Origin of the sequence: Myroides gitamensis (assembly GCF_029894455.1) — a bacterium.
Classification (GTDB): domain Bacteria; phylum Bacteroidota; class Bacteroidia; order Flavobacteriales; family Flavobacteriaceae; genus Flavobacterium; species Flavobacterium odoratum.
Map to the genome: position 1 here is coordinate 818084 of NZ_JARYHN010000001.1, position 20643 is coordinate 838726.

A 20643-nucleotide genomic window follows, 5' to 3' on the forward strand; every position below is an offset into this window, starting at 1 on the left:
GCACAATAATTAATACGGATAGAAGTACTGAATTATTTTTAAATGCTAATATAGTTCGTAAATTAGTATTTTTATTCACAAATTTAAAAAATGAGGACCTCCCATACCACTATTAAATTAGTATTTTTACTACTCAGCACATTACTTCCTGCTGTTTTATTTGGTCAGTCTGCTGTTGTGTTAGATCAACTTACGACCTTAGAAAGTTACCAAAAAGTATACTATGCAAATTCATTTGATCACAGTAATCCATACTTTAGAAAAAATGATAAAGGACGTTGGAATGGGTTCTCAGTAGAGGAGGTTTATTTTAATGAAAATTACTTTTCTTGTTCGCTTGATGTTTCAACAAAAAATGCAGCGAATCAGTTTATTGCGTATCTCGAACAAACGTATCCTACTAATTTAAGCGTAGAACAGGAGTATTATGAACGCAAGTATACAGTTGCTACGCGTGCTTTTGACCTTGTGTTTACGGTAGAAGTAAGAGAAGATGCTGATATACAGGAAAATACAGAAGCTGAATTGGTAATGAAATTTGCAAGGGTAGTGAATCATCCCTTAGCCAATCTCTCAGAGGAATTAAAGACAAATGAAAACGGAATTACCTGTTTCTTGCAAGTATCATGCTATAATGTGGTTCCGACGATTCTGGTGGATGGTATTCCCATCTTACCTAAAAATAAAGAGGATGAATATTCTACGTATGGGTCCATTGCGTTGAATAAGTATATCCTAAATTCCGATACTCCAATTGATTTAGCTTTTCTCCTTACACCAGGTATTGATGATGAGGGAAAGATAATGCCCAAAATTCCAAAAAGTTCTTATGCATCGTTTTCGATTGAATATATAAACGGAAAAGGGGATGTGATACAAACGATTGATTTGTTTAACAATCGCGCCTATGTAACCGATACGATTGTCGAAAATGGGGATACAAGATACTATTCTTACCCTGGAAGCAATGATTATACCAAGAAAGACATTCGATTCAACTACCAGCTCAAAGCTCCTGTAACCTATAACGTAACGGGATGGACCAAGGGAAAAGATCTGCGTAAAGAAAAGAATTTAGAAGAGCAAATTAAACAGTTCTATCGAGCGTATGCCGCTTTGATTTTAGACAAAAATCTCAATGCAATGACGCAGCTCTTGTATGATTCTTTCCTAGAAAAATATACGTATAACTACAACAATACGGAACTAAAATCATACCATGAATATGACAATTTGGAGTATATGCTCGAAAGAACGTTCAAAGTAGTAACGGCAGAGCAAACGAAACTTCATATAAGTGCTAATGGGAAATTGGCTTACTTAGAAGCAGTAGACAAAACGGCCTATTTAAAAGCAGTTGGTCTAGATTACATCAAGAATATATCTTTTCTATTTTATATAGATAACAATACAAACGAATTAAAAATTATCCGATGAAAACGTATCTGCCTATCCTGTTGTTTCTTTTAATTAGCTCATTTGCACAAGCGCAAGTGGACCTCGATAAATACAGCAGTGCCACGACCAATGAAGAATACATTGATTTGCTTGAGGATGATTTAGAATCTTTAAAGGGTTTTGTACGTCTATTTGGTACGGATAATGATAAACCGAGAACACCGTCAGAAGTAGCGCCTTTAAAACTGGCGTTTAATCAAAAGGAGTATGAGGCTCAGATTGATGAAATTACAAAAACCAATATTCAGTTTACTGATGTGATGGCGGATGGTTTTGTTACCATACAATTGGTTAAGGATCCAGCAGTCTATCGTTCACTAGATGATATCAAAGCGCCTATTTATGTGAAGAAAGTGTATTATCACGATGGTAGCACGCAAACGATAGAGGATCAAACGAATATCAATACTTATTTTGCTGCAGGACTTGCATTGACCAAAGCGGTAGCTAAAATAGACATTGAAATGACTTTTTCAACGGTTAAAAAGTTAGACAGTCTTGTACTTCCTGTCAAATTACATCAAAAAACAAGATACCGTGGGGTAGATATTGAAGTGGTTGAGGTAACGGATAAAAGCGTATTACTCAAAACAGCAGCAGGCGATTTAGAATTTGATGAGATTCAAGCACTATTAAAAAATAAAAAACGAGTAAGTAGCTATCGATCGCAACGATCAGGTATGCACCCCGATCAATTTGATCTTTTCATAAAGGAATATTTGAAAGATATCGAGGAGGTTTTGGATTTTGCGGAGGATAATTTGGAGCTGGAACATACTGAATTCAAAGAGGCTATAGCGGGTAAACTAAGCAAATTAGAAGAGCTATGGTTAACCAAAGTTGATCAATCTGAAGAAGCGCGTTATTTGTATTATGAGTTTGGAGGGCCTATGGACCAACTTGTGCTGTATTTCAATAGTGAAACCTACGAGAAAAAGATTACAAAGACACTGTTGAATTACGAACCAAAATCTCGTTTTATTTCATACGAAGGGGATAAGACCTTGATATACAACGCGGATTTAAAGTTAATTAAAGAGTTTTCAGATCCCTATACGTCCCTCAATGACTACTTCTTTGCTACAGAAAGGCAATACTTTTATTTGAATGATAAACTCGAAATGCAACCACTGACCTATTATAGTGTAAGTAGCGTATTGAATAATTATGCGATAATTAAAGAGGATGACGAATCACCTCAGGTGCTGGTGGATGCAACGAATACCAAAATCATGCAGGTGGATCATGCTGAAGTAAACGAGGAATATCATTATGCGTTAATCGAATCGGGAGATTCTTATTATCTGTTAAACAACAAGAGTCTTACGCCTCAAAAAATGGCTCATGTAGATCAGGTTTCTGTTGCAAACAAAGGCTATTTTATCGTAAAGAAAAAGGATAAATACGGTTTTATGAATGCAGAAGGAAAAATCGTTGTCCCTATTCAGTATGAGCAAGCCAATGCTTTTTCTGATATGGTTGATTTATTACCTGCAGATGTGCTATTTGCTGTAAAACAGAACGGCAAATGGGGGTTTGTAGATGCAAATAATAAAACGGTTATTCCTTTTATGTATAGCGAGGTTAATGGCCCTTTTTCGTATGGACTTGCACCAGTCTATTTAGATGATGCTTTAGGTCTGATTAACTTGAAAAACGAAAAAGTATCGAAATTCGTCAATAGAAATTATGCACAATCCAGCAATTTCGGAAAACGAACGATGAGCTTAAGTGATGGTACGTACGACTATAAGGGAGAAAAAGAGAAGGAATAAGTAGTGGGGAAGGTTGGAGGTTATGGGGTATGGGTTATGGGTTGGAAGTTATGGGTTGGAGGTGATGAGAAGAGGTGGTGAGGTCATGTAAAGTCCCGTAGTGGCAAATGGCAATTTGCCAATGAACTAGATAAAACACACAACTTCGCAAAAAAACAAAAAACAAAAAAGCAACTTGGTGAGATAGATGGTGAGGTGGTGTCATGTAAAGCCCCGTAGTGGCAAATGGCAATTTGCCAAGTAACTAGATAAAACGCACAACTTTGCAAAAAAACAAAAAAGCAACTTGGTGAGACGATATAATGTAAAGTCCCGTAGTAGCAAATGGCAATTTGCCAAGTAACTAGATAAAACGCACAATTTCGCAAAAAAACAAAAAACAAAAAAGCAACTTTGCATATTCCTCATGTTTTAAATAATGTCGCCTTATTTCCTAGAAGCACCATGACAATTCCAAATAAGGAGAATAAGGCAAATGAGTATCGAAGGTCAAAAGACGAGGAGATAAAACCGATCACAGGAGGTCCTAGTAGAAAACCTAAAAAAGCAATAGAGGACACTAAGGTTAGCGCTGTTCCGGGGTGTACTTTCGGATGTTTACCCGCTATTCCATATAACGTAGGAACACTACAAGAACCCCCAAGTCCGACAAGCATAAAAGCAAAAGTAGTCAGCAACAAGTGAGGAAAGAAAACGGCAAGGAGTAAACCCGAACTCATCAAGATACCCGAATACTGAATGACCTTTTTATGTCCCAGTACCGTTACGAGTCGATCACCTAAAAATCGACCGATTGCCATCAGGAGAACAAAAGACGTATAACCGAGAATAATCAAGTGTTCTGGGGCTTGCACAATATCCTGAAAGTAGACACCACTCCAATCAAACATTGCCCCTTCAATCGCCATACTCAAGAAGCCAATAATCCCCAATTGAACGAGCGTTTTGTCTAATTGTTTGAAGATAGAACCCTTTTCTCGTTCTTTATTTGGCGTTGGATCAACCGTTATCAATCGCTTATAACTAAAGACCCACAGTAAAATAACAAGGAAGTAGACGAGTATAAAATGCGTGGCGGTAGAAAGGTGATAATGCAACATTCCTAACGCAAATAAAGCACCGATAAATCCAGAAATACTCCAAGCCCCATGAAAAGAAGACATCAGAGACTTGTTCAGCCTAGTTTCTAATTCTACGCCTTGTGTATTGATGGCGATATTGCATAGATTACCCAAAACACCAAAGAAGAACAAACCCAATGCTAATGTTACATAATGCGTCGCAAATCCGAGGAGAACCAACACCAGGGGATAAAGTAGGAAGCCATAGCGAACACTGCGTTGACTACCATAAGTACGGATTAGTTTTGCCGATAAAGGCATGGTACTTATCTGTCCAATAGGGAGGAGTAAAAGTAGCGTGCCAAGTTCAGCATCTGTCAGAGCAAGCTGTGTTTTTATACTCGGTATTCTACTGGCCCAAGAGGATAGAACAAGACCATGAGCAAAGAAAAAAAGAGAAATAGCAATGCGCGTGCCGTTGCTGTTTTTAGAAAAAATAAACCTCATACGTAATGGAATAAGTTGAATCGATGCGAAAGTAGGATTTACACGAGGGGTTGGGATATTCCATTTTAAAGATTTGATAAACGAAGACTAAGATTTAACAACCACACTCGTTTAGGTTTTATATTTTTACAAAAAAAACGACGATGCATCTTTTAAAAATTTCGGAGCTCAATACTCGATATCAGGTATTTTATCCTTTTTTAATGGAAGAATTTTTCCTTGTAGAAGCACAAGATGAAACAAAGTTGTCTTTCTTTGAATGGAGTTATCAGTTTAGAGGGCTTGTCCTGTTATGTTGTACGCAAGGTTCCTTGTTGATAAAAATTAATAAAATAGAATATCGCGTAGAAGAAGAGGCTATACTTACCATCTTATCAGAGATGACGGTGGAACCCTTGTCTTTTAGTGAAGATTTTAGGGCGACTGTTTTCCTGATGTCTTATGACTTCATAGAGAAATTTACTATTCTGCCAGAGCTAATCAGCAATACGGAGGTTTTGAATTCCCCATTGTTATATGCTGCGGCACAAGATAAAGAAAGACTGGAAGAACTTGCGGCATTAATCGTGAAGTATTATGGGCAACCTAAGACTGTTTTGTTGAATCAGATGATACAATATCTCGCTTTTTCACTTATTACAGGCGTAGCGAAGTCGTACCAATCCTTAACCCAAAAAGAGAATTTACAAAAAAATAGAATCAATCAAATTACCGATTCTTTTTTCGAATTATTGCAGCAACATGGCGAATTGCAACGACAAGTTTCTTTTTATGCAGAGCAATTGCATTTAACTCCCCAGCACCTGAGTTCATTAATTAAAAAAAGAACCGAAAAATCAATCAAGTCTTGGATTGGTTTTGTCGTCATTAATAAAGCAAAGGAGTATTTGAATATGACTTCCTTATCCATTAAGGAGATTAGTGATAAAATGGAGTTTGCAGATGCCTCTCTTTTTTGTCGCTATTTTAAAAGATACATTGGGCAAACACCTAATGCTTATCGAAATCAATAAAGAATAAGAACGAGGAGAAAAAGGGATGATCGTGCCCTATTTCATTGACTCTTGTTTGGGGTTTGTTCGGTGCACCTTCGGTAAAAAGGGGTTTTACCCAAGTAAACCCGAAGATGACCCGAACAAACCCCGAACAACACCAGTTTCTTTTGATACGAGAAGGGTTTCCTAATCTAGAAAAAAAATAGCATCGTCATACTATATGTATAAAATTAGTTAGCGCTGTGTCCCCTTTGATGTTTTTCAATCGTTAAGTAGTAAAATGAAAATACTTTAAAATTGATGAAGACCATTTTACACCTTACCTCAAGTGCAAGAGGAGAACAGTCGCATAGCACGAACTTAGGATTAGCTATTATCAAGCGTTTAGAAGAACAAGAACAAGTAATTGCCATAGAAACGTGGGATTTGGTACAGAATCCACCACCTTTATACAGCAGTGAGATGATTCAGAGCTTCTATGTTGCACCAGACCAACCCAACTATGATTCGATTCCAACGTTAGCCTATGCCAATAGAGTCGTTGACAAAGTGAAGGAAGCAGATATCATCGTAATCAGTACACCAACTTACAATTTTACTGTTTCGGCTCATTTAAAAGCATGGGTAGATCAATTGGTTCGCATGGGCGTAACGTATACGTATGACGAAAAGGGGAGTCGAGTAGGACTGATTACGCAGAAAAAAGTCTATTTGGCTATTGCTTCCGGTGGAATACAACCAGCGGGAATCGTTCAGGATTATTTAGCGGATTACTTGAAAGCAGTTTTGAAGGCCTATGTTGGGATTACAGCCGTAGTGACCTATCGAATAGAAGGAACCGCTTTTCCTAATTTCTCACCTGACTATGCAGGCATCGTGGAAAATTTTCAATAGTATAAGAGATTATAAAACTAAGAGCTATCGCCTTTTCGGCTGTAGCTCTTGTTTATTTTTCGTTTTGCTGTGTGGTTAGTTCAGCTATTTTTTTGTGTAGGATATTTTGCTCTGCAGGCGATTGAGTCAGCGCTAACGCTTGTTGAAAGAAGTGAATTGCTTTTTGTGGATGTACCGGGGTATAGAGATAACCCAAGAGCTCAAAATAAAAGCGGTTATGGAGAAGCTCTAGTTTTTCAGCCTCTTTTATTCCTGCTTCAACCCCGTAGACTTGCGCAAAAGCAAAGGTGCGATTTAAAGCTGTTATCGGCGAGTATTCGACTAAGATTAACTGATTGTACAAATCCAAAATAGACATCCATTTCGCCGAGTTTTGCGTTGTATGCCAATAGGCAATAGCGGCTTCCAAATGATATTTTGATGTTTCCTCCTGATTGGTTGTTTGTACGAGATAATAATTTCCTTTGTCTATCAGGGCAGTATCCCAATCTTCCGTTTTTTGTTGGTCAAATAAAACAAGTTCCCCCTGATGGTCGACTCTTGCATCCAGACGCGAACTTTGATAGCAGAGTAACGCAAGCAAAGCGTTTGTTTCTGCCGTATTAGTCTTGTCGTTGGCCGTTAGCATAACCGTTAATCGGAGGGCTTCATAACACAACTCTTTTCGAATCACTTGATTGTGATTGGTAGAAAAATAACCCTCATTAAAAAAGAGGTATAAGGTTTTATGAACCTGTGGCAATCGCTGGTTAATTTGAGTTGGCAAGAGTGCTTGAATCTCAAAATTACTGGCTCTTAACTGTTCTTTTGCCCTGAACAGTCGCTTCTTAATCGTTTCTTTTTTAGTGAGTAGTGCATTGGAGATTTCATCTATACTAAATCCACATAGAATTTGCAGCGCTAAACAAAGTTGCCCTTCCACCGGGATAATGGGATCACAAATAGCAAAAATCATCGCCAGTTGACTATCCGTACTAACTGTCGAATCTAGTTCAATCGGCAAATCCTCTTGGTCTGTGTGTGGGCTAATTTCGCTTTTCACTTTTTGATCAAACACCGCCTGATGTTTAAAGTAATCTTTGTTTTTGTTTTTAGCAACGGTATACAACCAAGCTTCTGGATATTGAGGTATCCCCTCTATAGTCCATCGTTCCGTTGCTTTTAAGAAAGTATCACTCACAATATCTTCGGCTAGTTCAATATGCGCTAAGCCAAAATGACGGCATAGTACAGCCGTCATCTTTGCATATTGTTCTCGAAACAGATTCGGAATTACTTCCTGAACTTTTGTTGAATGATCCAAATTAGTTGCGTTTTAAAATTTCTCGTACTTCAATACTTCCCCCAATTTTGAAAATAGGGTTTTGTTTGGCAATTTCAACCGCTTCTTCGATGGTTTCCGTTCGGATGACGATATAACCGCTTAAGAACTCTTTAATCTCCGTATAAGGCCCATCAGATACAATTTGGTTTGCACGGATGTGTTTTGCACTTTCTTTCGTAGGTAAAAGCGTATTGCCTTTATCTACCAATTTATTTTGTGCCGCAATACTGGCGAGCCAATTCATGCGTTCTTGCACTTGTTCTGGAGAAGGTTGAGCATCAGCTACATCTTGTAATCTGAAAATAAGCATAAAATCTTTCATGGTCTTTCTATTTTATTATTTACTCTAAGACGATTGAATCTTCCTAAAGGGGACACTTATTTTTTTCTAAACACTAATTTAATGAAAAATCGAAGATATAGCTGTTTTTTCCAAGGATAAAAAGGATGAAAAACAACGTATAGTCCGCAAACTATACGTTGTGACAACTACTAACATATATATGGACTTTGTCAGTTATCTTAGGGTGATGGCAAAGGTTTCAGACAGCGCCATTCGAATGGCTTCTTGGATGGCGTTAATCTCTTCGTTGAGTAAGGTTCTTTCGTTTGATCGATAAGCAATACGGTACGCCAAAGAGGTCTTGCCTGCTTGTGAATACGTATCCACCAAGGTGATGCTTTCAACTAAGTCATGTCCTTTTTCTCGTATAATCTCACATAGATTGTTGTACTCAATCCAATTTTCTTCTCGGTTTGTCGCATAATCATGAACCCAAAACGAGATATCTTTGAATACAGGAGGGAATTTAGAATACGCTTTAAATTCTACCAATCCATTTTTAAATTGAGAGAGAAAGCGATCATCTTCACTCCAAAAATAGCGAATGTCAGGGATACTACAGAAAGACATGACTAAACGGTCCAAGCCTAAACCAAAAGCCCAACCCGTCGCTTGGATGTTACACTGCTTTAAAATATCGGCATGTATGACTCCTGCACCTAGTACTTCCATCCATTCTCCATTTTCCATCACTTCTATTTGCAAAGAAGGGGAGGTAAAAGGGAAGTAATCGTCCAAGAAGCGATAGGCTTTTCCGGGATATAAAAACTGGATTAAACCAATTAGAGTTTGCTTTAAATCGGCTAAAGCATCTGTTCCATGAGGGAGTATTTTCACTACTTCCATCTGGTGAAAAACAGGGTAATGGGTTTTATCAATGGTATCTTTTCGATATACATCCCCCGTCACAATGAACTGATGATACCCTTGGGTTAATAGCTGATTTTGGTGGGCTGAAGTTTGTGTTCGCAGGACAAAATTTTCATTGACGTAATAGGTATCATGTGTAGAACGCGCCGGATGATCCTGTGGAACCAGTAGCTTATCAAAATTGTCTTGTATAGATACAACTTCTTCCAAGTGATCAAACACGGTAAAATCGCTGAAGAAAGATTGAATCTTTTGCTTTAATAAGTAAATGGGATGCGACGGATTGTTGTGAAGCTTCTTACTTCTTTTCTCGTGAATAGGATTTGAAATATTGTTCATATACATTGAATTTGAGTGTCAAATACAGGCAAACTGTATGGACTATTACAAGACACAAAAGTAGAGGCATTGAAACGATTATACTGTTCATTTATTTGGTTGTTATGTTCATTTTTTACGTTTTTAAGGCTAAATGTAAGTCGTAAATGCATTTTATGTGCTTTTATTTAGATATTTGTATATGACATTATTTTTAAATTTAGATCAACTCTATGCGTTACATGAGCTAGATTCCGCTTTGCAAGGGGAGGGAATATTCATGGTAGACCATACGGATGTACCCGTTCAACAATACGCTTACAGCAGACATCAATTTGATGGTTTGTTGCTCTGTTTTGTCCTAAAGGGAAGCATGTACGCACAAGTTCACTTTACGGAATATGAGGTGAACCAAGGAGATGTAATACTCGCTTTGCCTCATTTACTCATTGATGTCAAATCGGAAAGTGAGGATATAGAGGCTATTACGATTGGACTATCCATTGATCTTATTAGTTCCATTCCTCAGTTATGGGAATTTATCAATAGTGATCCAGTGCGTTCCAATCCGTTGCTTCATTTTCATTCGGAGAAACAAGCCTTACAAAGGGAGTTCCTCTTATATCTCCAGCAGTTTTATCACACTGCGTCCAGTGCGCAAAAGAATACAATCATCAGGTATCATCTGCTGGCCTTGATGCACATGATTATGGAAGCACATGAAGGGGTGAGTAGTAGAGTAGACGTAGTAAAGGATCGCAGTACGACTATTATAGAGGAGTTCTACGCCTTGGTTTCTAAACATGCAGTAGCACACAGGGACCTCCATTTTTATGCAGAAAAGTTGAACTTGACGCCTCCTTATTTAACGACCTTATTGCGCAAAAAGACAGGGAAATCTGCCTTGAAATGGATCAATCATATTGTCATGCTACAAGCAAAATCCTTACTAAAAACATCAGATTTATCAGTCAAAGAGGTGAGTAATCAACTCAATTTTCAGGATCCAAGCTTGTTTTGTCGCTATTTTAAACAGCATACGGGCTTGTCGCCTAATGGTTTTAGAAAGCAGGGGGAATGAGGGGATTTGGAAAGTGGGTGGAAATGCAGGAGGAGGTTGTGTATAATTAATTGAAACACACTACTCGAAGTGTAAAAAAAAAGTAAAAACGTATATTTTATATTTTCCAATTGTTTGTACTCTTTATATGCTTTAAAAGTCTATTTAGTGCGCTCTTTGTCTTAGGAAACTTTAGTTGTAGTAAAGCTTCAAAAGAAAAAAAGTAAAGTTTAAATAGGAACAAAAAAGAGTAAGGAATGAAAAAAATTAAAGAATTAATACGTGTTTGTTTGATTATAGGTTCAATGATTAGCTTAGGAAGCTGCAGTATGGATAGCAACAGTAGAAACGAGGAAGGTATGGAGCAAAAAGAGATTAATGCCGCTGCGATTACAAAAAAATGGATTGTGACTCATTTTGCATTTACAACTGCATGCAACAAAGCAGATAAATTGAAGTATCAATTGTCGTCCATTCATTTAGATTTAGATCAAGACAGCTATACGGCTATCGATCAGTATTCGTTGAAAGAAGACAAAGGAAGTTGGAAACTTGATGGAAATACGATAACGTTAAGCTCTGATACTGGTTTTGTTTATTTAAAAATGAAGATTAATAAACTTTCAAAACGTGAAATGGAAGCTGAAGTAATAGAACACCGCGATATCGTTGGGGTTGAATTAATAACAGCACCTTAGTTTCCCGTTTTACTAGATGATTGATTCCACTAATAGTAGTCAAAACAAATAGCGCTCACCAAGGTGAGCGCTATTTGTTTTTTGTATCATGTACTCATATTTCATCTAGTTTATTCGTCTTTGATAGAAAAGAAAAGGAGATCCTTTTTAGAAGCGGAGCACAACTTGTTTAAAGTGAATTTGTTCCATAATGAAACGTTTTTTATACCCTATGGAAATACATTTTTAACATAAAGTACTTATACACAGAAAGTTGTTTGTAATGACAAATGTATCATTGACGGATTGACCAAAGTATTGTACGATTTTGCAATTGTTTCTTTTGAAATCCTTGTTTTTTTGTAGGTGAAAATAGTACAGCTTTTAATTATACAATAATGGCGGTTTTAGGAGTATTTAATTTTAATTGATATAAGTAATGAGAAAACAGGTATTAAGTTTTATTTTTTGTAGTATAGTTTTTTCGGGGCTAGCACAAAATAGAGTAGGAATCGGTAGTAAAACACCTACTTCTACACTTACAGTTGAAGGATCAATAGCAGGGGGATATAGAGAAATTACTACGTTTAGTACTCCTGTAATACTAGAAGAAACAGATCACTATGTTACATTTAATGCCAATGGAGATGGACAAATCATTCTACCTGTTGTAGAAATGGAAAATAGTTCATTAAAGGGGCGAATGTATAAAATAAAAAATATTTCAAAATATACGGTTACTATAACTCCAGCATTGGGCGAAAAGTTCAGAAATTTCGGAAATGACATGAAGCATATTGAACTAAAGTCAGGACAATATGTAGAAGTTGTGTGTAATGGACAGCACTTAGGATCTTCTACCTGGGATATTTCCTCTATTAATTTGGGAATTCCAGAAGAGTCTTCTGTTGCACCCGGAGGGAAATCGACTTGGCAATTTGATTCATTTTATGATTATATAGCGACTTCTCCACAAGAAGTACGCAGCAGTGGAATTGATTTGAATGGTTTTTCAAAAACAATTGTTATTCCTCCAAATAAAGAGGCTAAAATTGTATTAACCTACAGTATTCCAGTAGGAAGTGAATCGATATATGGGTATTATGGCATTACTTTAAAAAAAGATAATCAGGAAGTACAAGCTGGTTCAAGAAAGGTAACTATTGGTCCTCATAATGCTAGAGCACCTTATAGTCTGACGACAATTTCAGCGACTGTTTCTGATACTATAGCTGCTTCTAGTTCAGAGAAAAAGGTAACATATTCCCTACAAACCTTTGCACAAGATCATGATAAAAGCATTGTGTATTTGATGTTGTTTGGCGGCGGGGTTGATGATTATAACTATAACTGGGGAAAAGGGTATTGGTCTATTACCGTTTACTTTAAATAAGGTAGTTGTTTTTACTTGACAAGATGAAATAAATCTTGAAATAGAGCGAGAATTTTCCATATAAATTGTTGTAAGGAAAGGATAATGAATAAAATATAGGGTATGGGAAGTATAGGGAAAACAAAGCCTCATCTTACAAAAGGTGGGGTTTTGTTTTTTTAGCTTTTTAGACCGCCTCTTTTTTTTGTAGCAGGTAGCCTTATTTCACCCAGTTCATTCGTCTTTGATAGGAAAGAAAAGATATCCTTTTTTACAAGATAAGTACGACTTGTTCAGAGCAAATGAGTTTTATAATGCAGTGTTTTTTATACCCTATGGGAATATAGTTTTTATAAAATACTTAGATACAGTTAGTTGTTTGTAATGGTAAAAGTATCATTTACGGATTGACCGAAGTATTGTACAAATTATCAATTGTTTCTTTTGAAATCCTTGTTTGTTTGTAATTGAAAAGAGAATACGCTTTTTATTATACAATAATGGCTGTCTTAGAAGTATTTAATTTAAATGATATAATTAATGAGAAAACATGTATTAAGTTTTGTTTTGTGTAGTATCGCTTTTTCAGGGTTAGCACAAGATAAAGTTGGAATTGGTAGTAAAACTCCAACCTCTACGCTTACAGTCGAAGGATCGATAGCAGGAGGGTATAGAGAAATTACAACGTTTAATACTCCTGTAAAATTAGAAGAAACAGATCACTATGTTACGTTTAATGCCAATGGAAATGGACAAATCGTTCTACCTGCTGTAGGAATGGGAGATAGTTCTTTAAAGGGACGAATCTATAAAATAAAAAATATCTCAAACTATACAGTGACTATAACTCCTGCCTTAGATGAGAAATTCAGAAACTTTGGGCAAGACACGCAAAATATTGATCTGAAACCTGGGCAATATGCAGAAATTGTTTGCAATGGAAAAATGCTTGGAACCTCTACTTGGGATGTTTCTTCTATTAGCTCGGGAATACCCGAAGAACCACCAGTAATACAGTTACCTGAGAATGAACCGATCTGGCAATTTATCAATATCTACGATTATGCTGCAATTGATTCTCAGCTAGTTACTGTATCAGGAACTGAATTAATAGGATTTTCAAAAACAATTGTTGTTCCAGCAAATAAAGAGGCTAAAATTGTAGTATCCTATAGCATTCCTCTAGGAAGTATTTCTATTCAATATGGTTATTATGGTGTTAGCTTAAGAAAGAATAATCGAGAATTAGAAGCTGGTTCAAGAAGAGGAACAACTGGGAATTCAGCTTCTACAGCAGCTATGGTCATGACATCAATATCTGCAGCTATTGCTGATAATATTACTGCTTCTCCTTCTGATCAAAGAATAACCTATTCACTTCATAGCTATCTAGATGGTGTAAGAGAATTAAAATATGGTATGTATTCAGCTACTGGTGAGAATTATAACTGGGGAAGAGGGTATTGGTCTATTATGGTCTATTTAAAATAAGGTCGTTCGTTTTACTTGATAGGAAGAAGTAAATCATAAATAGAGAGTGAGGACTTACATACAAAACGTTGTAAGATATTGAGAAGAAATAAAACAGAGATGGTTCCTAAATGGAGCCATCTCTGTTTTGCTATATACTAGCGTTTACTTTTTTGTGTTAGTTGGCTCGCCTATTTAAAATCCTTTACGCTCTTGTTTACTTGATGTTATACACATCTTCTCTTGTTGAGGAAATAGGATATTGTGAAATATAGGGAGGAATAAAACAATAGCAGGACTGGAGTGATGATTATTTGAATCAAAGAGGTGGAATCCTATTTTTATTTGAACTCCGAAATGAAATCAATAAAAGGATTTTATAATGTGAGGATGTATAATATCAATAAAAATAAAAAAATAATCCAGGGGAAAGTAAACTAATTTACAACGGGTAAAATATTCTTTATTTATCTTTTTTAATGTTTAAAATGTTGATTTTTAGTTGTTTGTATTTTTATTCAAAATGTACATTCTTTGTTTTTTTACTTTTCCAACACATCTATGATATTTTGACTCTTACATTTTTACCAATTATACAGATGGGGTCTAATCTTCTTACTCTCTTTGCATTGTAGAAGAATAGAAAATCCTTTCGGGGAGATTTTTTTAGTTCAAGAGATTAAAATCAACGGGCTAAAAAATATTCAAATATACAACAACGATTTTGTATGCTGTTTTTTATTCCGTTGTAGCGCCACGGCTTCTTATTCTTTATCGTGAAACATAAAGTTGTCATAATCTAAGGTATGCAATACGCTACAAGTACATTGTAAATGAATAATAATTAAATATAAAAAAAAATGAAGAGAATTTTATTTTATGCTTGTTTCTTAACTATTGGTTATACAGCTCATGCTCAGGTGGGAATTGGAACACCAGATCCTAAAAGTTCGGCTATGTTAGATGTTGATGCTATAGATAAAGGTATTTTGATTCCAAGAGTTGTTTTAACAAGCCCAACTGTTTTTGCGCCTATTACAGGAGAGCAAGTGGAAGGTTTATTGGTTTATAACTTGGGTGATACGGGTATGGCTCCTCCTTTGGTTCAACCAGGATTTTACTATTGGAGTAATAATAAATGGAATCAGGTAATAAATGAGGCAAACCTTCAAGACATTGTTACTAATATCGAAGAAAATCTGATAAACAATGTTATTGGTGATATGTCCCATTTACAAAAAGCAATCGATCATTTGTTGCCAACGAATCCTAAAAGTGGAGATAAATCCATCCCTCATTCAACTTTAGTGTATGACCCTGCAACGAGCAAAATGTATATTGCTACGTATGATGCAACAGAAGAAAAATACATCAATACAGAGGTTAATTTAGAAAATCTTATACAAGGGCTTGAGAGTGAAACTTTGTTTAAAAGAGCGAAAGTTGATGTAGATGGACAATTGAATTGGGTGGATACAGCAGCTGTTATCCCTGCAGATACTAAAAAAGGGGAAATCTATTACCAATATACCGGAGAGAATGGACGTATTGATTACCTCAATCTTACCGAAGATATTTTAAATGTGTTTAGTGAAAACGAAAGCATTAAAAATGAAATTGTAAACATTATTAACGAAGGAGGAGGAAATGTTTACTATACGAATGTAGAACTTACTGCTGATGGAATTCCTGCTAATAGTTTATATCAAGTAGATCCGGTATCGAAGGAAAAGAAAATTATTGATATTGAGTCTAATATTAAAAATTTCTTTGAAGAGAAATTTGACTTTATTAAACAAGAGATTGGGGATAAAGTAACAAATAATACAGTGATCAATACAGGAAATAAAATTGATGGTGATGATGTGTATTTATTTAAAAATGCAGCAAGATTTACGAATACTGGAGCCAAAATTGATGAAATCACGGTAACAATGCCTGAAAATACAACAGCAATTGATCGAGTGGTATCAATCAAACTATTTAAAGATAAAAAAATTATCTCTACATCAGTAACGGGTCTTGTGATAACGGGGGCAACGCTTAACTTTTATATGGGAGAAGGGTCAATGTATTACCCTCAAGCAGCTGGCAACAACTATGAAGTTATCATTGAGTTTACAGCAAGATAAATTTTAATCTAGGAGGAGGTTTCCTCCTAGATTATTTTCTTTCGCTTTTGAATGTAAAGTGTTATTAAAAGTAGTTGGAGTGTACCAATTATTTAAGTCATAGTATTGAAAAAGAACTAAAAAAAAATGAAAAAGAACTATTTACATACTAGTTGTATTTTGGGCTACTTACTCCTACTTAGTTTTGGGAGTAAGGCACAAAATACTGTTTTTCTAAATAAAGGAATACTTCAAATTAAGAATCAAACAATACTGAGTTCTTATTCCAACTTTATTAACGATACAAAAGGATACTTGATTAATGATGGGGAACTCTATTATCACGAGACATTTACCAATGAAGGGATATTTAGTTTTACAAAGAGATTGACTTCAGGTAAAGTGTCTTTTTTATTGGAAAATGCTAAAAATCAGGTGATTCAAGGGAATTCGAGTGTTGAGTTTAACCATATTCTATTTAAAAGCCAGCAACCCAAAGACTATTTTTTCGACTTGAAATCCAATATTGAGATTTGGGGAGAACTAGATTTTAACCAGGGGATTATAAAAGTAGATTCAACGGCTAATGATGAGACAAAGCTTACAAAAGGCATGATTAGTTTTATGGAAAATTCAAGTCATACGAACGCTAGTGATTTGGGTTTTATTGAAGGCCAGGTGGAAAAAATAGGAGCAAAGGAATTTGTTTTTCCTATTGGAGACAAGGGAATCTTAAGACCCGTAAAAATAGGAGCCTCTGGTGTAAATGACAATATATTTCAAGCGAAGTATACGTTAGATGACAACGAGTTTTTTACAAAAAATGCAGCAACATCAGGGGTTATCAATCAAGTGAATAATCGAGAATATTGGATTGTATTAAGAGGAAAAGGAAAGGCAGAAAAAGATATAAAACTTACTTTAAGTTGGGATGACAACACAACGCCAGCAGCGTTGCTGAAGGACCCAGAAATGGAGTTGCATATTGTTCGTTGGGATGAAAAGCAACAATTATGGGTAGATGAAGGAGGAGTTGTGGATATGTCTACGAAAGAAGTGACAACAATTTCAACAGTAAAGAACTATGGATATTTTACGTTGGCAACCGTCAAGAAAGATTGGATTCTGGATGGGAACATCGTGATTTATAATCTTGTGACACCGAATGGAGATGGCAAAAATGATTATTTTATCATTGATAATATCAATAGATATCCCAATAATCGGGTAGAAATCTACAACCGTTGGGGTGTGCGAGTATACGAAACTACAAACTATGATTCGCTTGGAGATGGAAGCTCGAATGTTTTTACAGGGTATGCAGAAGGAAAAGTAAAAATGGACAAGGGAAAGAAATTGCCCAGTGGAACCTATTATTATGTTATTACTTATGAATATAAGGATGATAACGGTAGTCGCATGATTAAAAAGGCGGCTAATTTACACTTAGAGACCAATTAAATCAGAAGTACATGCGATTAAATAATAAAATACAAACGATCTTATTGGGTAGTTTTGCTTTGCTTTGTATGCTACAAAGTTATGGACAGCAAGATCCCCAATACACTCAATATATGTATAACCACTCCATGATTAATCCTGCTTATGCTGGGAGTCAGGATGGCTTGAATATTTTTGGTTTATACCGAGCACAATGGGTTGGACTTGAAGGAGCACCAAAAACAGCTACCCTATCAATCAATACCCCTTTAAGTCAATCGGGTTTAGGATTAGGAGTAAATTTTACCAATGATAATTTAGGCGTAATGGATGAGAATACGTTGTCCGTTGATTTGTCCTATGCCATTGATTTAAATTATCAGTATAAATTAGCTTTTGGATTAAAAGGTTCTGCCAATATATTAGATGTAAATTATAGTAAATTAAGTATTTATAATCCTACAGATCCCGTAGTAGTAGAAGATATTAAAAATAAATTTACACCCAATATAGGCGCAGGCCTTTTTTTATACGCTGATCGAGCCTATGCCGGAGTATCTGTTCCCAATTTATTTACAAGATATCGTTATAATGATGATGCAGTAAAAACGATGAACCAAGAGCTCCATGTTTATTTAACTGGAGGGTATGTGTTTGATGTAAACCCAAATTTACAATTTAAGCCTGCTACCTTGATCAAAATAGAGCAAGGTTCTCCAATGCAAGTAGATTTGTCAGCCAATTTCTTGTTTGCTGAAAAATTAACTGTTGGTGCAGCTTATCGCTGGGATGCTTCTATAAGTGGACTTATTGGTTTTCAGCTATCAAAGCAAATATTTATCGGGTATAGCTATGATGCAGAGACGACCAAATTAGCAAATTACCAAAATGGATCTCATGAAATCTTCATGCAATTTAAATTGTTTAATGTATTCAAACGCGTTACTCCGCCGAGGTTCTTCTAAATTCAATACGCATGATGAAAAAAATTATATCATTAGGGTTCCTGTGTTTATCTATGAGCTTTTCGACCTTGGGATATAGCCAGATAGCCAGAGAAAAAAAAGCGACCAAGAGCTTTAATCGATGGGCTTATTTCGATGCCATTAAGATTTATGAGCGCATGGCTGAAAAAGGGTATATCAATACCTTGATTCTGAAAAATTTGGCAGATTCTTATTATTTCAATAGCCGATTTGTGGAAGCCAATCAATGGTATACCTTGTTGTTTGAGGCAGAGTACGAAAAAAAGAATTTGACAGAATTGCCTTCTGAATACTATTATCGGTATGCACAAACGCTGAAATCAGTTGGTGATTATAAGAAATCTCAACAGCTGATGGAGGGCTTTATTGAGAAAGAGCAAGAAGATTCTCGCGCAGCTTTGTACTTAGCGAATCCTTACTTCTTGGCCTATATTGAAAATCACTCGAATCGATATGATATTCAGGCTTTTGATTTCAATAGCATGCATTCAGATTATGGGGGAACAATCGTAGATCAACAATTCGTTTTTACTTCTACACGAACAACAAAAAGAAAAAGTAGGAGAAAACGCAATGCCTGGACGAATGAGGGGTATTCTAAGCTATATGCAGCGCGGATAAATCAATTGGGAATGGAGGAGCCTGTTCTTTTTGCTCCAAAATTAAGTTCAAAGGTGAATGATGCGACTGCTGTTTTTACTCAAGATGGACAAACCATGTATTTTACGCGAAATAACTCCAATGCTAGAGGAAAGAGCAAACAAAATAGAAAAGAAGTATCGGTTTTAAAAATATATAGGGTTGTTAAGGAAAAGGATGGGCGTTGGGGGCATGTAGAAGAATTACCAATAAATTCGGATAATTTTAATACTGCTCATCCTGCTTTAACACCCGATGATAAGTGGCTTTACTTTTCTTCAGATCGAAATGGAACCGTAGGTCAATCGGATTTATTTCGCGTTCCTTTATATGAAAGCGGAACTTTAGGAAAGGTAGAGAACCTAGGTAAAACAATTAATACAGCTGGGAAAGAGACGTTTCCATTTATTTCTTCTGATTATCACTTGTATTTTTCTTCTGATGGTCATCCTGGATTAGGAGGCTTAGATGTATATGCAACCAAGATTTATGCGGATGGAAGTCTAGGACCTGTACTGAATATGGGAGAACCCATCAATAGTAATAGGGATGATTTTGGTTTTTATTTAAATCCTGTATTAGGTAAAGGTTTTGTGAGTTCGAATCGAATAGGTGGGAAAGGATCCGATGATATCTATTTTATAGCTCATAAACCGTGTAGACAGCGAGTAAGAGGAAAGATATATGATAAAGAGACTCAAGAGGCTTTAGTTGATGCTTTAATTATAGTATCAGATTTAAATTTTCAGAAAATGGATACCCTGCATACTAATTCAGAGGGATATTATCTGTCAAAGCTCTTAAATTGTACGCATAAATATCGTTTTAAAGTAGAGAAATCGGGATATAATACAGTTGAAATAGCCAGTACGATAAAGAATGAAGCAGGACTTCAAACCCTTGATATTGGACTGGGAAAAGCATTAAAAGAGCTGCAAGTAGATGATAATTTAGCAGATCGATTAAAATTAGAACCCATCTATTTTGATTTTGATGAAGCTAGTATTCGTAAAGATGCTGCAATTGAACTGATGAAAATAGTGGAGTTGATGAAGGAGTATCCAACGATTAAAATCGATATACGTTCCCATACGGATAGTAGAGGAGAGGAGGAGTATAATTTTAGGCTTTCGGACCAACGAGTAAAAGAAACAATGAAATGGATGGTTGTGCAAGGTATTGATCCTGTACGTTTAACAGGGAGAGGGTATGGTGAAACCAACCTACTTAATCACTGTAGTAAAGGGGTTTCTTGTACAGAAACGGAACATCAAGTAAATAGGCGCTGTGATTTCATCATACAAGAAATATAATGTGTTTTTGAGTAAAGAGGATGACAAATA

The 20643-nt window shown here is 35.9% G+C and carries 16 protein-coding genes; 12 read left to right on the forward strand and 4 right to left on the reverse strand.

The features are described 5' to 3' along the window. Positions 1–90: 90 nt before the first annotated feature. Together M2306_RS03695 and M2306_RS03700 are read left to right on the forward strand one after the other, a co-directional pair. Positions 91–1437, forward strand: a complete 1347-nt coding sequence (locus tag M2306_RS03695; protein WP_259188029.1) for a hypothetical protein — start codon at positions 91–93, stop codon at positions 1435–1437. Beyond that, a complete protein-coding gene (locus M2306_RS03700; RefSeq protein ID WP_115090613.1) occupies positions 1434–3233 on the forward strand; it encodes a WG repeat-containing protein in 1800 nt (599 codons plus the stop codon). Before M2306_RS03695 ends, M2306_RS03700 begins: the two co-directional genes overlap by 4 nt. A gap of 404 nt (positions 3234–3637) precedes the next feature. Here the strand turns inward: M2306_RS03700 and M2306_RS03705 are convergent, their stop codons facing one another. Beyond that, positions 3638–4801 (reverse strand): MFS transporter, encoded by a 1164-nt coding sequence (locus M2306_RS03705; protein WP_259188032.1) that lies wholly within the window; start codon positions 4799–4801, stop codon positions 3638–3640. Between the two features lie 143 nt (positions 4802–4944). On the opposite strand from M2306_RS03705, the gene M2306_RS03710 reads away from it, so the two are divergent. Together M2306_RS03710 and M2306_RS03715 are read left to right on the forward strand one after the other, a co-directional pair. Further along, on the forward strand, positions 4945–5814 hold the full coding sequence (locus M2306_RS03710) for a helix-turn-helix domain-containing protein (RefSeq protein WP_259188033.1): 870 nt from the start codon (positions 4945–4947) through the stop codon (positions 5812–5814). Between the two features lie 282 nt (positions 5815–6096). Then, a complete protein-coding gene (locus M2306_RS03715) occupies positions 6097–6690 on the forward strand; it encodes an FMN-dependent NADH-azoreductase (protein ID WP_115090610.1) in 594 nt (197 codons plus the stop codon). A gap of 52 nt (positions 6691–6742) precedes the next feature. Here the strand turns inward: M2306_RS03715 and M2306_RS03720 are convergent, their stop codons facing one another. The 3 genes from M2306_RS03720 to srmL form a co-directional block, all read right to left on the reverse strand. Further along, the gene (locus M2306_RS03720) at positions 6743–7993 is read right to left on the reverse strand and encodes an RNA polymerase sigma factor (protein ID WP_259188035.1); all 1251 of its coding nucleotides are present in this window, start codon (positions 7991–7993) and stop codon (positions 6743–6745) included. A 1-nt stretch (position 7994) separates the two neighbouring features. Beyond that, a complete protein-coding gene (locus tag M2306_RS03725) occupies positions 7995–8336 on the reverse strand; it encodes a YciI family protein (protein WP_002985394.1) in 342 nt (113 codons plus the stop codon). 195 nt (positions 8337–8531) lie between these two features. Further along, on the reverse strand, positions 8532–9566 hold the full coding sequence (gene srmL / locus M2306_RS03730; RefSeq protein WP_259188038.1) for a PheS-related mystery ligase SrmL: 1035 nt from the start codon (positions 9564–9566) through the stop codon (positions 8532–8534). A gap of 181 nt (positions 9567–9747) precedes the next feature. Here srmL and M2306_RS03735 point away from each other — a divergent pair, with 181 nt between their 5' ends. The 8 genes from M2306_RS03735 (at position 9748) to M2306_RS03770 (ending at position 20613) form a co-directional block, all read left to right on the forward strand. Next, on the forward strand, positions 9748–10626 hold the full coding sequence (locus tag M2306_RS03735) for an AraC family transcriptional regulator (RefSeq protein ID WP_259188039.1): 879 nt from the start codon (positions 9748–9750) through the stop codon (positions 10624–10626). Between the two features lie 236 nt (positions 10627–10862). Then, positions 10863–11303, forward strand: a complete 441-nt coding sequence (locus tag M2306_RS03740) for a lipocalin family protein (RefSeq protein WP_259188040.1) — start codon at positions 10863–10865, stop codon at positions 11301–11303. Positions 11304–11721: 418 nt separating this feature from the next. Next, positions 11722–12675 (forward strand): hypothetical protein, encoded by a 954-nt coding sequence (locus M2306_RS03745; protein WP_259188041.1) that lies wholly within the window; start codon positions 11722–11724, stop codon positions 12673–12675. A gap of 519 nt (positions 12676–13194) precedes the next feature. After that, positions 13195–14145 carry a hypothetical protein gene (locus M2306_RS03750; RefSeq protein ID WP_259188042.1) on the forward strand — a complete coding sequence of 317 codons (951 nt, stop codon included), beginning with the start codon at positions 13195–13197 and terminating at the stop codon, positions 14143–14145. 839 nt (positions 14146–14984) lie between these two features. Further along, complete coding sequence (locus M2306_RS03755; RefSeq protein WP_259188043.1) at positions 14985–16256, forward strand: phage tail-like protein; 1272 nt, start codon at positions 14985–14987, stop codon at positions 16254–16256. Positions 16257–16382: 126 nt separating this feature from the next. Continuing rightward, entirely contained in the window at positions 16383–17696 is a 1314-nt protein-coding gene (locus tag M2306_RS03760) for a T9SS type B sorting domain-containing protein (RefSeq protein ID WP_259188045.1), read from the forward strand. Positions 17697–17707: 11 nt separating this feature from the next. Then, positions 17708–18640, forward strand: a complete 933-nt coding sequence (locus tag M2306_RS03765) for a PorP/SprF family type IX secretion system membrane protein (RefSeq protein ID WP_115090601.1) — start codon at positions 17708–17710, stop codon at positions 18638–18640. Positions 18641–18651: 11 nt separating this feature from the next. Next, positions 18652–20613, forward strand: a complete 1962-nt coding sequence (locus M2306_RS03770) for an OmpA family protein (protein ID WP_259188046.1) — start codon at positions 18652–18654, stop codon at positions 20611–20613. Positions 20614–20643 lie beyond the last annotated feature (30 nt).

Bases quoted from the DNA above. Each gene is read 5' to 3' on its own strand.
- M2306_RS03760 (WP_259188045.1), top strand. From the start codon at position 16,383: ATGAAAAAGAACTATTTACATACTAGTTGTATTTTGGGCTACTTACTC.
- M2306_RS03750 (WP_259188042.1), top strand. From the start codon at position 13,195: ATGAGAAAACATGTATTAAGTTTTGTTTTGTGTAGTATCGCTTTTTCA.
- M2306_RS03715 (WP_115090610.1), top strand. From the start codon at position 6,097: ATGAAGACCATTTTACACCTTACCTCAAGTGCAAGAGGAGAACAGTCG.
- M2306_RS03695 (WP_259188029.1), top strand. From the start codon at position 91: ATGAGGACCTCCCATACCACTATTAAATTAGTATTTTTACTACTCAGC.
- M2306_RS03740 (WP_259188040.1), top strand. From the start codon at position 10,863: ATGAAAAAAATTAAAGAATTAATACGTGTTTGTTTGATTATAGGTTCA.
- M2306_RS03765 (WP_115090601.1), top strand. From the start codon at position 17,708: ATGCGATTAAATAATAAAATACAAACGATCTTATTGGGTAGTTTTGCT.
- srmL (WP_259188038.1), bottom strand. From the start codon at position 9,566: ATGAACAATATTTCAAATCCTATTCACGAGAAAAGAAGTAAGAAGCTT.
- M2306_RS03745 (WP_259188041.1), top strand. From the start codon at position 11,722: ATGAGAAAACAGGTATTAAGTTTTATTTTTTGTAGTATAGTTTTTTCG.
- M2306_RS03725 (WP_002985394.1), bottom strand. From the start codon at position 8,336: ATGAAAGATTTTATGCTTATTTTCAGATTACAAGATGTAGCTGATGCT.
- M2306_RS03735 (WP_259188039.1), top strand. From the start codon at position 9,748: ATGACATTATTTTTAAATTTAGATCAACTCTATGCGTTACATGAGCTA.
- M2306_RS03770 (WP_259188046.1), top strand. From the start codon at position 18,652: ATGATGAAAAAAATTATATCATTAGGGTTCCTGTGTTTATCTATGAGC.
- M2306_RS03755 (WP_259188043.1), top strand. From the start codon at position 14,985: ATGAAGAGAATTTTATTTTATGCTTGTTTCTTAACTATTGGTTATACA.
- M2306_RS03705 (WP_259188032.1), bottom strand. From the start codon at position 4,801: ATGAGGTTTATTTTTTCTAAAAACAGCAACGGCACGCGCATTGCTATT.
- M2306_RS03700 (WP_115090613.1), top strand. From the start codon at position 1,434: ATGAAAACGTATCTGCCTATCCTGTTGTTTCTTTTAATTAGCTCATTT.
- M2306_RS03710 (WP_259188033.1), top strand. From the start codon at position 4,945: ATGCATCTTTTAAAAATTTCGGAGCTCAATACTCGATATCAGGTATTT.